The sequence below is a fragment of the Ancylobacter mangrovi genome (genome assembly GCF_024752355.1).
Lineage (GTDB): Bacteria > Pseudomonadota > Alphaproteobacteria > Rhizobiales > Xanthobacteraceae > Ancylobacter > Ancylobacter mangrovi.
This window is the reverse complement of the sequence record NZ_JANTHZ010000004.1, coordinates 160342-174551: the sequence shown is the minus strand read 5'-3', so window position 1 is coordinate 174551 and position 14210 is coordinate 160342. Positions and strand designations below refer to the sequence as shown.

Annotated in this window: 9 protein-coding genes; 8 read left to right on the top strand and 1 reads right to left on the bottom strand. The window is 68.8% G+C overall.

Going from position 1 to position 14210, the window contains the following annotated elements:
• Positions 1 to 5: 5 nt before the first annotated feature.
• Positions 6 to 1598, top strand: coding sequence for a GMC family oxidoreductase (locus NVS89_RS11515; protein WP_258732893.1), 1593 nt, complete (start codon positions 6 to 8; stop codon positions 1596 to 1598).
• 8 nt (positions 1599 to 1606) lie between these two features.
• Complete coding sequence (locus NVS89_RS11510; RefSeq protein ID WP_258732892.1) at positions 1607 to 2869, top strand: NAD(P)/FAD-dependent oxidoreductase; 1263 nt, start codon at positions 1607 to 1609, stop codon at positions 2867 to 2869.
• A gap of 14 nt (positions 2870 to 2883) precedes the next feature.
• Here NVS89_RS11510 and NVS89_RS11505 read toward each other — a convergent pair whose 3' ends face one another.
• A complete protein-coding gene (locus tag NVS89_RS11505; RefSeq protein ID WP_258732891.1) occupies positions 2884 to 4812 on the bottom strand; it encodes a sigma-54-dependent Fis family transcriptional regulator in 1929 nt (642 codons plus the stop codon).
• A gap of 373 nt (positions 4813 to 5185) precedes the next feature.
• Here NVS89_RS11505 and NVS89_RS11500 point away from each other — a divergent pair, with 373 nt between their 5' ends.
• From NVS89_RS11500 to NVS89_RS11475, 6 genes are all read left to right on the top strand, one after another.
• On the top strand, positions 5186 to 6769 hold the full coding sequence (locus NVS89_RS11500; protein WP_258732890.1) for a GMC family oxidoreductase: 1584 nt from the start codon (positions 5186 to 5188) through the stop codon (positions 6767 to 6769).
• Positions 6770 to 6772: 3 nt separating this feature from the next.
• On the top strand, positions 6773 to 8047 hold the full coding sequence (locus tag NVS89_RS11495) for an NAD(P)/FAD-dependent oxidoreductase (protein ID WP_258732889.1): 1275 nt from the start codon (positions 6773 to 6775) through the stop codon (positions 8045 to 8047).
• 199 nt (positions 8048 to 8246) lie between these two features.
• A complete protein-coding gene (locus NVS89_RS11490) occupies positions 8247 to 9353 on the top strand; it encodes an LLM class flavin-dependent oxidoreductase (protein ID WP_258732888.1) in 1107 nt (368 codons plus the stop codon).
• Positions 9354 to 9372: 19 nt separating this feature from the next.
• Positions 9373 to 10641, top strand: coding sequence for a D-arabinono-1,4-lactone oxidase (locus NVS89_RS11485; protein ID WP_258732887.1), 1269 nt, complete (start codon positions 9373 to 9375; stop codon positions 10639 to 10641).
• Positions 10642 to 10771: 130 nt separating this feature from the next.
• On the top strand, positions 10772 to 12754 hold the full coding sequence (locus tag NVS89_RS11480) for a sigma-54-dependent Fis family transcriptional regulator (RefSeq protein WP_258732886.1): 1983 nt from the start codon (positions 10772 to 10774) through the stop codon (positions 12752 to 12754).
• A gap of 337 nt (positions 12755 to 13091) precedes the next feature.
• Positions 13092 to 14195 (top strand): ABC transporter substrate-binding protein, encoded by a 1104-nt coding sequence (locus NVS89_RS11475; RefSeq protein WP_258732885.1) that lies wholly within the window; start codon positions 13092 to 13094, stop codon positions 14193 to 14195.
• Positions 14196 to 14210: the final 15 nt, after the last annotated feature.

The window sequence follows — 14210 nt, the reverse complement described above, 5'->3', positions numbered from 1 at the left end:
CCAAGATGACCAACGGCACATGCGACTACATCGTCGTCGGCGGCGGCTCCGCGGGCTGCACCATCGCCGCGCGCCTGTCGGAGGACGCGGACGCCTCGGTGGTGCTGTTCGAATCCGGCCCGTCGGACAGCAGCCCGTTCATCCACATGCCGGTCACCTACTACAAGACCCAGCGCATGCTGCGCCGGCTCCAGCTCGAGCCGCTGACGCACCAGTTCAACATGACGCCGACCACCGGGCAGGCGCGTGTGCTGGGCGGGGGCAGCTCGGTCAACGCCATGGTCTATATCCGCGGCTGCCCGGAGGATTACGACCGCTGGGAGGCCTCCGGCGCCGACGGCTGGTCCTATCGCGAGGTGCTGCCCTATTTCCGCAAAGCCGAATCCAACGAGAGCCTCTCCGGCGAGGCGCACGGCACCGAAGGCCCGCTCTCGGTCTCCGACCAGCGCTACACCAGCCCGCTGACCAAGGAATGGCTGAAGGCGTGCCAGGAGGCGGGCCTGCCCTACAACACCGACTTCAATTCCGGCCGGCAGGCCGGCTGCGGGCTCTACCAGGTGACGATGCGCGACGGCCGGCGGTGCAGCGCGGCGGTGGCCTATCTAAAGCCGGCGCGCGGGCGGGCCAATCTGACCGTGCTCACCGGCAAGCCGGTGGTGCGCATCCTCGCCGAGAAGGGGCGGGCGGTCGGCGTCGAATATCGCGACGGGCGGGAGCGCAAGGTGTTGAGGGCCGAGCGCGAGGTGATCGTCAGCGCCGGCGCGATCGGCTCGCCGCGCCTGCTGCTGCTCTCCGGCATAGGCCCGGCCGACGACCTGAAGGGCGTGGGCGTCGAGGTGAAGCAGGACCTGCCCGGTGTCGGGCAGAACCTGCAGGACCACACCGACTGCTTCCTGATCTACGACCTCAACGGCCCCTACAGCTACGACAAGTACAAGAAGTTGCGCTGGCAGGCGGTGGCGGGGCTGGAATACGCCCTGTTCCGTACCGGGCCGGTGACCTCCAATGTCTGCGAGGGCGGCGCCTTCTGGTGGGGCGACAGCGCCGACCCGCTGCCGGACCTGCAGTACCACTTCCTCGCCGGCGCCGGGGTGGAGGTGGGTGTCGACGGCACGCCGAGCGGAAACGGCTGCACGCTCAACGTATATGGCTGCCGCCCGCGTTCGCGCGGCACTGTGAGCCTGCGCTCGGCCGACCCCTCGGTGCCGCTGAAGATCGACCCGCGCTATCTCGCCGACCCGCACGATGTCGAGGTGCTGATCGAGGGGGTGAAGAAGGGCGAGGAGATCATGTCGAAGCCCTCCATCGCCAAATACATCAAGGCCTCGCACAAGCCGTCCGGGCCGCTGCGGACCCATGCCGACTATGACGAGTATGTACGTCGCGAGACGCAGGGCGCGCTGCACCTGTCCGGCGCCTGCAAGATGGGGACGGACCCGATGGCGGTGGTCGATCCGCAGCTTCGCGTGCACGGCGTCGACGGGCTGAGGGTGGCCGATTCCTCGATCATGCCGTTCGTGGTCTCGGGCAACCTCAACGGACCCACCATCATGATCGGCGAACGGGCGGCGGATTTCATCCGCGGCAACAGGGGTTGAGGGACAGCATGTCTTCGGAACGCCAGAGCGACGTTGTCATCGTCGGGGCCGGCATCGTCGGGCTGTGCGCCGGGCTGCTGCTGCAGCGCGCGGGCCGGTCGGTCACCATCGCCGATCCGCTGCCGCCGGGCACGGCCACCTCCTACGGCAATGCCGGGCTGCTCAGCGCCGGCACCAACATGCCCGCCGCACTGCCCGGCATCTGGCGCAACGTGCCGAAATGGCTGCTCGACCGGCAGGGGCCGCTGGCGGTGCGCTATTCCTACCTGCCGAAGGCCGCGCCGTGGCTGGCGAAATGGATCCTCGCCAGCGGCACCTCGACCGTTCATGCGGCGTCCGACGCGCTGCGGGCGCTGCACAAGGACACGATGGATGCCTATCGCGAGGTCCTCGGCCCCGAGCCCTTCGCCGACCTGATCCGCACCGAGGGCAGCCTCAACGTCTTCTACAATGACGCGCCGGGGCGGAACGAACTGTTCATCCGCCACCTCATCGCCCGTCACGGCATCGCGATCGACGAGCTCGACCATGCCGACCTCAAGGAGATGATGCCGGAGATCGGGCCGATCGCCCAGCGCGGGCTGTTCTTCCCCCATAATGGCTGGACCGTGAATCCCGGCCGGCTGGCCGCGACCGTGGCGCGGCTCTTCGCCGAGGCCGGCGGCAGGATGGTGTCGCAGAAGGTGCTGTCGGTGCGGCCCATGGAGGGAGGCATCGAGCTGTTCGGCAATCTCGGCGACTGGCGGGCCGACACGGTCATCCTCGCCGCCGGCGCCTGGACCGGGCGGCTGCTCCACCCGCTGGGGGTGAAGCTGCCGATGGAGACCGAGCGCGGCTACCACCTGATGCTCGAGGACGCCAACATCTCGCCCCGGCTGCCGCTGCTGCTGCGCGACGGCGGCCTCGCGATCACGCCGATGGAGGAGGGACTGAGGCTGGCGGGAACGGTGGAGATCGCCGGGCTCGACGCGCCGCCGGACGAAAAGCGCGCACGCCAGCTGCTCGACCGCGCGCGGCAGGTGTTTCCGACGCTGCGCAGCGCCTCGTATCGCAAATGGCTGGGCTTCCGCCCGTCCCTGCCCGACAGCGTCGCCGCCATCGGCCCGGTGCCGGGCATGCGGGGCCTGTTCGTCGCCGCCGGCCACGGCCATACCGGCATCGTCGGCGCCAGCACGACGGCCCGCCTCGTGCGCGACCTCGTCACCGGCGCGGCGCCGGTCATCGATCCCGCCCCCTACAGCCTGACGCGGTTCAATCGCGGGGGCCGGTGAACGGGAGCGGGGCGCTAGCCGCGGCGGGTGATGCCGTGCGCCTTGAGGCGGCGGTAGAGCGTCGCCCGGCTCATGCCGAGATTGTGCGCGGCGGCCGCCACGTCGCCGCGACAGGCATTGATGTTGTCGAGGATCGCCGCGCGCTCCGCCTCGTCGAGCCGCGCCCGCACGTCGGCGGAGGGGCCGGCCGGTGCCCGCGCCTCGGGCTGCGCGTGGAGCGGGTCGGGCGGCATGGCCGGAACGGTGAGGAGGAGATCGTGCGGCTCGATCAGCTTGCCCTCGGCGAGCGAGACCGCACGGCTGACCACGAGGTAGAGCTCGCGCAGATTGCCCGGCCAGCTGTGCTGCAGCAGGATCCGCCGCGCCGCCGGCGCCACCCGCACGCCGAGCCGGCCGGCGGTGCAGGCGATGCAGGCGTCGATCACCGCCTCCTTGTCCGCCCGCTCCCGCAACGTCGGCACGTGGATGATGACGCCGGCCAGCCGGTAGTAGAGGTCGGCCCGGAACGCGCCGTCGGCGATGCGCTGCTCCAGCCGGTGGTTGGTGGCGGCGATCACCTGGACGTCGACCTTGCGGATCTTGCCCGAGCCGAGCGGGGCGACCTCGCCCGATTCCAGCACCCTCAGCAGGCGGGTCTGCAGGTGCGGGGGCATGTCGCCGATCTCATCGAGGAAGAGCGTGCCGCCATGGGCCTGCACGAAGCGCCCGGCCGAGCCCTCCTTGCGTGCACCGGTGAACGCGCCGCCGGCATAGCCGAACAGCTCGCTCTCGATCAGCGTCTCGGGCATCGCCGCGCAGTTGAGGGCGACGAAGGGCTGGGCGGCGCGCGGGGATTCGGCGTGGTAGGCGCGCGCCAGCGTGTCCTTGCCGACGCCGGTCTCGCCGAGCAGCAGGATCGGCAGGCCGGTGCGGCTGAGCCGGCGCAATATGTCGACGCTGCGGGTCATGCGCGGCTCGGCGCCGGCCCACTGGTCGAGCGTGACGCCGCCCGCCTCGGCAGCCCCGGCGGCCGCCCGAGCGGGGGCCGGGCGGGCACGCGGCGCGGCGTTGGGCGCGCTCGGGCCGTAGACGTAGCCGCGCAGCTCCGTGCCGTCGAGGCGGGTCAGGCGCATCGGCAGCGACGGGCCGGGATCGTTGCGGATCGCGGCCGGGTCGCGGGCGAACAGGCGCCACAGCGAGAAGGGTGAGAAATCGGTGCGCGGCAGCTTCAGGAAGGCGCGCGCGGCGACGTCGGCGCCGACGACGGCGTGGTCGGCGTCGACCGCCAGCAGGCAGGGCTCCCCGTCCGGCTTCCACAGCTTGAGGATGGTGCGCTCGCCATGGCTGCGCCGGAAGATCGCCTCCGAGAGCCGCTCGGCGGACTTGCGGACCACCTCCAGCGCGATGGCGTGGGTCTCGCGCTGGAGCGAGGGATTGCGCACGGTGACGTTGAGCGCGGCCCAGAGCGAGGCGTCGGGCGCGAACAGCGGCACCGCCGCGCAGGACATCTCGATGAAGTCCTCGAAGAAGTGCTCGTCCTGATAGACCGAGGTCACCGCGCCGTCGCGCAGGCAGGTGCCCACGCCGTTGGTGCCGGCGAAGCGTTCGGTCCACACCGAGCCGGGGCGCTCGGTGTCCGAATAGAAACGCGAGGAACGGTCGGCCCGCTCGGCGAGGGTGAGGCCGTCGGCATTGGTCAGCGTCACGCAGTAGCCGATCTTGCCGACCACGGAATAGAGGAAGTCGACCTCCTCATAGGCGAAGACCAGCTTGTCCTCGAGCGCCTCGCGCGCCGTGTTGATCTCGCGGTGGCTGACAAGGGGGATCGGTCCGCAGCGGCCGGGCTCGAGCCCGTATTCCTCGACGCAGCGCGACCAGGACCGGTAGGGGAAGTCCTGCCCGAGCGGCAGCCGGCCCGGCCCGAGGCGCACCGCCTCCAGTATCTTTCGACCGTGATGCATCATGACGCTCGATCCCGCTCTGTAGGTGAGCCATTCGGGTCGACGGCGCGGTGCGCGCCAGCGCCGGCTCACATCCGAAGCTGCGTGACAGCAGCCAGGTCCCTGGCAGACGAACCGGATTCCCGTTCGGCTTTCCGGCGCACGATTTGACCCATAATGCGGCACGCCCAAATTCATAGCAAGATGAATATGGCGATCGTCATTCGCGATGTCGTGCCTCGAGACGTGCCACGCTTTTCTCATTCCTGAGAACAATCTGTCTCACGAGTGAGAAGTAATGAAATAAAGAATTATGCTATACTTAACGTGTTCGCCAACATATCGTAGCGCTGTATCCAGCATAAGCCGATAAGCTTTCAGTCAAGCGTGCAGGTCTATGGAAGTCGACTATATCGTGATCGGGTCCGGCTCGGGCGGCAGCGCCGTCGCCGGACGTCTCGCGGAGCAGGACGGCGCGCGCGTGCTGGTGCTGGAGGCGGGCGGGTCGGATCGCCGCCTGCCGGTGCTGATGCCGGCCGCGACCTATCTCTACGCGATCGGCAACCCCGCCTTCGACTGGCGGCTGACCTCGGCGCCCGACCCCTCGCGCAACGGGCGCACCGACTACATGCCGCGCGGCAAGGTGCTCGGCGGCTCCAGCTCGATCAACGGCATGCTCTATGTACGCGGCCAGCCGGAGGATTTCGATGGCTGGGCGGCGGATGGCTGCCCCGGCTGGGACTTCGCCAGCGTGCTGCCCTATTTCAGGCGGGCGGAGGCGAACGAGAACGGCGGCAGCGACATCCACGGCGCCGACGGGCCGCTCAGCGTGGAGAACCTGCGCACCTCGCACCCGCTGTCGGAGGCGTTCCTGCGCGCCGGCGTCGAGCGCGGGCTCGCCGAGACGGCCGACCTCAACCGCCCGCCGCAGCAGGGCATCGGCTTCGTGCAGGCCACGCAGCGCCGCGGCTGGCGGTGCAGCTCCGCGCGCGCCTATCTCTGGCGCCGCCGCCCCAACCTCACCGTTCTCACCAACGCGCATGCCCGCCGCGTACTGTTCGAGGGCAAGCGGGCGAGCGGGGTCGAGTTCGAGCGCGGTGGGCGGGTCGTCACGGCGCGGGCGGCGAAGGCGGTGGTGCTGGCGGCCGGCGCGTTCGGCTCGCCGCAGCTCTTGATGCTCTCGGGCGTCGGGCCGCAGGCGCAGCTGCGCACCCACGGCATCGACGTGGTGCACGACCTGCCCGGCGTCGGCGAGAACTTCCACGACCATCCCGGCACCAGCCACATCGTCTGGGTCGACCAGCCGACCTACAATGTGCAGCACACGCTGTTCCACGCGCTCCTCTATGGTGCGCAGTGGCTGTTCGCCGGGCGCGGGCCGGGAACGACGCCCGACACCCATGTGCTGGCCTTCCTGCGCTCCGATCCCGACCTGCCGCGCTGCGACCTGCAGTATCACTTCACGCCGGTGGGCTACGATCTCACCGACACCGGCCCGATCCTGTTCGACCGGCCGGCGGTGACGGCGCTGAACAACATCCACCGGCCCTGGTCGCGCGGTCATGTCCGGCTGCGCAGCGCCGATCCGAAGGCGCCCGCGGCGATCCAGCCGAACCTTCTCGGCGACGCGCGCGACGTCGCGACCCTCGTCGCAGGCGGATGCAAGCTGCGCAGCATCTTCCAGTCGCCGGCCATGGCCCGCCACGTGCTCGGCGAGTTCAAGCCGGGCGACGAGGTGCGCAGCGACGACGAATGGGCGGACTATGTCCGCTCCACCGCGATCGGCATCTATCACCCCGCCGGCACCTGCAAGATGGGCAGCGACCCGATGGCGGTGGTGGACGAGACGCTGAAGGTGCGCGGCCTCGCCAATCTCTACGTCGCCGACGCCTCCATCATGCCGGTCATCGTCAGCGGCAACCTCAACGCGAACTGCATCATGATCGGCGAGCGATGCGCCGACTTCGTAAGGGCGGCCTGAACCATGGCTTCATCACCACGGACGAACGGGCGGCGCACCGTCGCCGTCATCGGCGGCGGCGCGGTGGGCGTCGCGACGGCGAGCTTCCTCCTGCGCGACGGCCACGACGTGGTGCTGATCGAGCGAGGTGGCATCGGCGAGGGCGCCTCGTTCGGCAATGCCGGCTGCCTCAACCCGTCATCGGTGGTGCCGATGTCGATGCCCGGCACGCTGGCCAAGGTGCCGGGCTATCTGATCGACCCGCTGGGTCCGCTGTCGATTCGCTGGCGCTACCTGCCCACGCTCGCCCCCTGGCTCGCCCGCTTCGTGCGGGCCGGCACGCGGGCGCGGGTGGAGGCGCAGGCGCGCGCGCTGAAGCCGCTGCTCTACGATTCCTACGGCGCCTGGCTGCCGCTGGTGCGCCATGCCGGCGCCGAGGGGCTGATCCTGCGGCAGGGGCATCTGGTGGTCTACCGCACCGAGCAGGACTTCGCCGGCGATGCGCTCGGCTACCAGCTGCGCCGCGACAACGGGATCACGTTCGACGTGCTGCGCGAGGACGAGCTGTGGCAGTTCGAGCCCAGCATCTCGCACGACTATACGATCGGTGTGCTGTTCCAGCAGAACGGCCACACGGTGAACCCGAACCGACTCGTGCGAACCGTCGCCGAGGCCTTCCAGCGCGATGGCGGGCGGATTCTCGCCGCCGAGGCGAAGGGCTTCCTGCGCGAGGGGGCGACGCTGAGAGGCATCGAGACCGATGCCGGCGCGATTCCGGCGGATGCCGCGGTGGTCGCGGCCGGTGCCCATTCGCGCCGGCTGGCCACGAGCCTCGGCGACGACGTCCCGCTCGACACCGAGCGCGGCTACCACGTGCTGATCGCCGACCCCGAGACCGCACCGCGCCTGCCGATCCTCGACGCCAGCGCCAAATTCGTCTCGACTCCGATGGAGACCGGGCTGCGCCTCGCCGGCACGGTCGAGTTCGCCGGGCTGGACGCGCCGCCCAACTGGCAGCGGGCGGACTATCTGCTCACGCTCGGGCGCCGGCTGTTCCCGGGCCTCGCCGCGCATTACCCGGAAGGGCGGGTGTCGCGCTGGATGGGCTTCCGCCCCAGCATGCCCGACTCGCTGCCGGTGATCGGCCGCGCCAGCCAGTGCCCCGACGTCGCCTACGCCTTCGGCCACGGCCATGTCGGCCTCGCCGCGGGCGCGCGCACCGGGCAGGCGGCGGCGGACCTGATCGCCGGGCGGGCGCCGGCCTTCGACCTCACCCCCTTCGCGCCGACCCGGTTCTGACGCAAGGCCGCGGATGCGTCCGGGCGCCGGCGTGTTCGCATCCGCGTGGCGGCTTTCTCCGCGATGAGACGCGGTGTCTCGCATGGCTACGACGATGCGGTGATAATTCATATATTTCAATTAATTAGGCAAATGGCACAGCCCTTGCCGAGAAAGGCGCGATCGGCCACGCGCCGGTCGCAGTCAAGGGAGTCCGGTCGTGCTGCTTTCCTTCTTCATGATGCCGCTTCACTCGGTCCAAAGGGACTATGCCACCTCGCTGCGGGAGGACATCCAGGCCTTCAAGCTCGCCGACGAACTCGGCTTCGAGGAAGGCTGGATCGGAGAGCACTACTCGGCTTCCATCGAGCAGATCTCCTCGCCGCTGATGTTCCTGGCGCACATGGCGCCGCAGACCAAGCGCATCAAGCTCGGCACCGGCGTCATGACGCTGCCGCTCTATCATCCGGTGATGGCGGCCGCGCATATCGCGCTGCTCGACCACCTCGCCCCCGGGCGGCTCATCCTCGGCATCGGCACCGGCGGCCTCGGCTCGGACTTCGAGGTCTACGGCATGGAGAACGCCGATCGCACCGCGATGATGCTCGACTCGATCGACATGATTAAGCGGATCTGGGCCGCCGATCCGCCCTACGACATTCCCGGCAAGTTCTGGGACGTGAAGCTGAGCAAGATGTACTGGCCCGATCTCGGCGTCGGCATCCTGCCGAAGACCCTGACCAAGCCGCACCCCGCGCTGGCGGTCTCGGTCTCCAGCCCCAATTCGAACTCGATCCGCGTCGCCGCGCGCAACGACTTCATGCCGATCTCGGCGAACTTCGTCGCCTCCTGGGTGGTGAAGACCCACTGGGAAACCTATTGCGACGAGCTGGCCAAGCTCGGCAAGGTGCCGGACGGCTCCAAATGGCGCGTCGCCCGCTCGATCCATGTCGCCGACACCGACGAGGCGGCGGAGCGCTACGTGAAGAAGCCGGGCGGCGCCTATGACTGGTATTACGACTACATGTACAAGGTCTATGACCGCATGGGCGCCGGCGCGCTGCTCGCCCCGTTCCGCGACACCGATCCGGCGACCATCACCCACGAGCTGGTGCGCGACAATTTCGTGATCTACGGCAGCCCGGAGACGGTGACCCGCAAGATCCTCGAGCTGCGCGACGAGGTCGGCCCGTTCGGCACGCTGATGATGACGTCGCACGAATGGGAGGACGAGAGCGTCATGCGCCGCTCGATGGAGCTGCTCGCCCGGCGCGTCATGCCCGCGGTCAACGAGGCTCTGGGCGAAGCGCCGGCAATGGCGGTCTGAGCGAGTGGAAGGGATCGATATGCTGAGCGTGGACAAGGGCGGATTGCTGCAGCCGGGCAAGCTCTGGTGGAACTGGTTCGGCGAGCAGTATTTCGTGCCGCGCTACACGGCGCGGCCGACCTCCGAGGAGGAGGTCTGCGCGATCGTGCGCGAGGCGCGCAGGCTGGGCCTCCCGATCCGCGCCAGCGGGGCGGGGCACTCCAATCCCGCCATCGTGCCGACGCCGGGCGTGCATGTCGATTTCGACGATTTCAACCAGGTCGTCTCGGTCGACAGGGAGAAGCTCCAGGTCACGGTGCGCCCGGGCATGCGGGTGAGCGCGCTCACCGCCTTCCTGCGCGAGCAGGGCATGTCGCTGAACAACCAGGGCGACATAGACCGTCAGGCGATCATCGGCGCGCTGATGACCGGCACGCATGGCGCGGGCAAGACGCTGCCCTGCATGTCCACCGCCATCGCCGGGGCGCGGATCGTGACCGCGGACGGCGAATTGCGCGACCTGTCGCCGGCCGATGGCGAGCTGTTCAAGGCATTCCGCACCTCGATCGGCATGTTCGGGCTGGTGGTGTCGGTCACTATCCAGGCGGTGCCCTCCTACAACATCTACAAGCGCTCCTGGAACGCCGACGTGGAGGACTGCATCGGCAACCTGCACAAGCGGCTCGACGAGAACCGCACCTTCTGGTTCTTCTGGCTGCCGCTCAAGAAGTCGGCCGAGCTCTACGAGCTGCCGGGCGGCGTGGTGCCCTCGACCGCGACCCGCGAGCACGACATCTGCCACATGCGCACCTACAACGCGGTGCCGGTGGACCAGCCGGCGCCCGAGCTCGGGCCGGGCGAGGAGTTCGACCATTCCTCGATCATCTACCCCAACGACTACATCCCGAACTTCCGCGAGATCGAGTACGCGGTGCCGTTCGGGCGCTTCGAGGAGTGCTTCGCCGAGGTCCGGCACATGTTCCAGACCAAATATCCCGACGCGCTCTACCCGGTGGAGTGCCGGGCGGTGAAGGCCGACGACACCTACCTCTCCGCCTATGCGGAGCGGGACGGCTATGCGCTCTCGATCTCCGGCCCGCTCGAGGAATGGACCTGGGGCATGCTGCGCGACGCCGACGCCATCCTCGACCGCTACGACGCGCGCCCGCACTGGGGCAAGCACCACTTCATGACACCGGAGCGGCTCGAGCGGATCTATCCGAAATACGACGCCTTCAAGCGTCTGCGCCGCGAGATGGATCCCGACGGCGTGTTCCTCAACGATCATCTGAGGATGCTGTTCGCGTGAGAGGGGCGGGCCGGCGGTGCCGGCCCGTCGCGCCTCGTCGCGGGGCTGCCGAAGCGAAAGGGAAGGCGGGTTGACGGTTAAGAATTGTGCTGCGCAGAATTTAGGCGGGGGGTCGGAGCTGGAGCCCGCGATGCTGGATCTTCGCAGTCACGTTTCACGGATCGTTTCGAGCGCGAACCAGCTTTCCCTGCCGCCCGAGGAGACGCGGGCGCTACGCACCGCCGACACCATGGCCGCCTCCTGGCGGCGCTGCATGGAAGGCTACCGCTTCGACCCGGCGGCGAAGTTCCTGATCGAATCGGTAAGTGACGCCGAGCTCAAGCGCCACCGCGAGGCGAATGACGAGCTGGTCCATTTCGCCGGCCCGGAGATCGACGCCGCCTTCGGCGCCGTGTCGCTGTCCGGCTTCAGCATCAGCCTTGGCAATCTCGACGGTTACGTCATCGCCGAGCGCGCCAACTACAACCCGCAATTCTACAGCGAGGTCGAGCGCGCGGGCACCGCCTGGGCCGAGCCGTCCGCCGGGACCAACGCCATCGGCACCTGCCTGGTCGAGGGCCGGCCGGTCGGCGTGCACACCAACGACCATTTCTTCTACGAATTCTCGGCCCTGTCCTGCGCCAGCGCGCCGCTGTTCAGCCCCAACGCCGAGCTGATGGGGGCGATCAACATCTCCATCCGCAATCCGGAGCTGCAGCGCGAGACGCTGAAGGTGGTGCTCGGCCTCACCACCGGCCTTGCCGACCGCATCGGCGAGCGGATGTTCCGGCACACCTTCCGCCGCAACTACATTCTCAAATTCGCGACCGGGCCGGTCGATCACGGCCTGATCGCGGTCGATGGCGACTTCCAGCTCGTCGGCCTCAACCGTGCCGCCCGCGAGATGCTGCGCGACCGGGTGCAGCTCGGCCGCGTGCGCAGCCTGTGGGCGATTTTCGAGCGCGACCACCGCCTGCTCGACCTCACCCGGCTCGCGGGTGCCGAGCTGACGCTGCACCTGCAGAAGGGCGGCGACGCGCTCAGCGTCCTGCTCAGCGGCCCGGCCGAGGCGCCGCCCGCCTCCAGCCGCTTCACCGCGGCCGACGCCGCCAGCGCGCCGCGCCGCCCGGCCGCGCCGCTCGCTGCTGCGGACCGGCGGCTGACGCTCGACGACTGCGCCGGCGGCGACCCGCGCATGAAGGCCAATGTGCGCTTCGTGCGGCGGGTGCTGGGCGGCTCGCTGCCCATCCTCCTGCTCGGCGAGACCGGCGCCGGCAAGGACGTGTTCGCCCGTGCGGTGCACGCGGAGAGCCCGCGGCGGGGTGGCCCGTTCGTCGCCTTCAACTGCGCCTCGGTGCCCGACACGCTGATCGACAGCGAGCTGTTCGGCTATGGCAGCGGCGCCTTCACCGGCGCGCGGCGCGAGGGCAGCCCCGGCCGCCTGGTCGAGGCCGACGGCGGCACACTGTTCCTCGACGAGATCGGCGACATGCCGCTCGGCCAGCAGACGCGCCTGCTGCACGTGCTGGAATCGGGCGAGGTGACGCCGCTCGGCTCCGGCAAACCGCGGCGCATCGACGTCCAGGTGGTCGCCGCCACCAACCAGAACCTCGAGGAGCAGATCGCCAGCGGCCTGTTCCGGCAGGACCTCTACTACCGGCTCGCCGGCGCGGTGATCGACATTCCGCCGTTCCGCGAGCGCGCCGACCGCCGCGAGCTGATCGAGGCGGTGTTCGCTCGGCTGGTCGGGGAGCGCGCCATCGAGCTCGCGCCCGACGCCATCGCGCTGCTTCTCGGCCATCCATGGCCGGGCAATCTGCGCGAGCTCGGCCATGTGCTGAACCGCGCGATCCACATGTGCGAGGGGCCCGTGCTCCAGGCGCGCGACATCATGATCCGTCCGGCGGGCCGCATGCCCATGCCGGCAACGGCGGTGCCCGAGCCGGTGCCGGAATCGGCAGAGCCGCCCGGCGAGGCGGGCAGCGCGCGCCACGCCATCGCCGCCGCCGAGCGCGAGGCGATCGTCTCCACGCTGGCGCGCTGCGGCGGCAATGTGAAGGCGGCGGCGGTCGCGCTCCAGCTCAGCCGCGCCACGCTCTACCGCAAGCTCCAGCGCTATCAGATCGCCCACTGACGACCGTGACCATGCTCGCGGTGCACGCACGAGACCGCGCGGGCCGGCGACCTGTCGCGCCGGTGCGACTCCCCTGGCTCGTCCATGCAACATTCCCGCCCATGCGACGAAATCGCTTTATTAAGACAGGCGGAGAGACATGTCGCAGTGTCGAGTTTGCCTTTATCCCTTGAATTCTGGTTATATGACGATGAATAGGCCGCGCTAAGTTTAGTGAATAAAAGAATTTTATCATCAAGAACGAAAAATATTCTTTCGGAATAGCGGCGCCCCCGGGTGGCACGTTTGTTGCCGAACCCGAAACCGGCCGCCAGGGCCCCGAACAGAGGGAATAAAAATGACCTTCCGAAAGAATGATCGAGCGCCGTCGCGGCGCAGCGTCATGAAAGGCATGGGACTTGCGGCCGCGACGCTGGCAGCGCCGGGCGTGCTGCGCCGGGCCTACGCGCAAGAGCCGATCGTGCTCCTGACCTGGGAGACCTATCACGACCCGGCCTGGTGCCAGGAATGGAGCGAGGCCAACGGCGTCGAGGTGAAGCCGGTGGTGATCGGCTCGGTCGACGAGCTGTTCTCCCAGCCCTTCTCCGGGGCGATCCAGCCGGACGTGATGTATATCGAGACCGGCTCGCTGCCGCGCTTCCACGAGGCCGGCCTCATCACCACCCTCGACACGTCGAAGGTGCCGAACACCTCCAACATCACCTCCAAGCTCGACTGGAAGAAGTTCACCACCGTGGACGGCTCGATCGTCGGCATTCCCTACAACTGGGGAACCCAGCCGCTGATGTTCGATGCCGACGTCACCAAGTCTCCCGACACCTGGGCGGTGCTGTGGGACGAGAAGTACGAAGGCAAGGTGAACGTGTTCGACGACTGCACGATCGTGTTCCCCATGATCGCGCTCTACATCGGCGCCAAGGACCCGTTCAACCTGACCGACGCCGAGTTCGACAAGTGTGCCGACGCGCTGCGCGCGCTGCGCAAGCAGGTGCGCACCATCGCCCGCGGCTTCGACGACGCGGTGAACATCTACGCCGCCGGCGACGCCGTGATCGGCTACTGCCAGAACATCGCCGTGGTGACCTCGCTGCAGGACAAGGGCAAGAACTTCGACTACTCGCTGCCCAAGGAAGGCACCCCGACCTGGATCGACTGCACCGGCGTCTCCAAGAAGGGCGACCGCGACATCGTCTACAAGTTCATCAACGACAACCTGTCGGTCAAATGGCAGTCCCGCTTCATCGAAGCCTCGACCAATAACGGCGTGCTCGACCTTGCCGAGGCCAAGGAAGGCGGGGTGAGCGAGAAGACCCTCAAGCGCACCAACATCCCCGACTCCCAGGCCGGCGACTTCTGGGAGAAGCTCGTCATCCTGCAGAAGCCGGAAGATTTCGACCGCCGCCTGCAGATGTGGAACGACTTCAAGGCCGGCACGCTCTGACGAGCGTGCCATCCT

What these genes read in the sequence shown, in the direction of transcription:
- NVS89_RS11515 (WP_258732893.1), top strand. Translation starts at nt 6, where the DNA reads ATGACCAACGGCACATGCGACTACATCGTCGTCGGCGGCGGCTCCGCG.
- NVS89_RS11510 (WP_258732892.1), top strand. Translation starts at nt 1,607, where the DNA reads ATGTCTTCGGAACGCCAGAGCGACGTTGTCATCGTCGGGGCCGGCATC.
- NVS89_RS11505 (WP_258732891.1), bottom strand. Translation starts at nt 4,812, where the DNA reads ATGATGCATCACGGTCGAAAGATACTGGAGGCGGTGCGCCTCGGGCCG.
- NVS89_RS11500 (WP_258732890.1), top strand. Translation starts at nt 5,186, where the DNA reads ATGGAAGTCGACTATATCGTGATCGGGTCCGGCTCGGGCGGCAGCGCC.
- NVS89_RS11495 (WP_258732889.1), top strand. Translation starts at nt 6,773, where the DNA reads ATGGCTTCATCACCACGGACGAACGGGCGGCGCACCGTCGCCGTCATC.
- NVS89_RS11485 (WP_258732887.1), top strand. Translation starts at nt 9,373, where the DNA reads ATGCTGAGCGTGGACAAGGGCGGATTGCTGCAGCCGGGCAAGCTCTGG.
- NVS89_RS11480 (WP_258732886.1), top strand. Translation starts at nt 10,772, where the DNA reads ATGCTGGATCTTCGCAGTCACGTTTCACGGATCGTTTCGAGCGCGAAC.
- NVS89_RS11475 (WP_258732885.1), top strand. Translation starts at nt 13,092, where the DNA reads ATGACCTTCCGAAAGAATGATCGAGCGCCGTCGCGGCGCAGCGTCATG.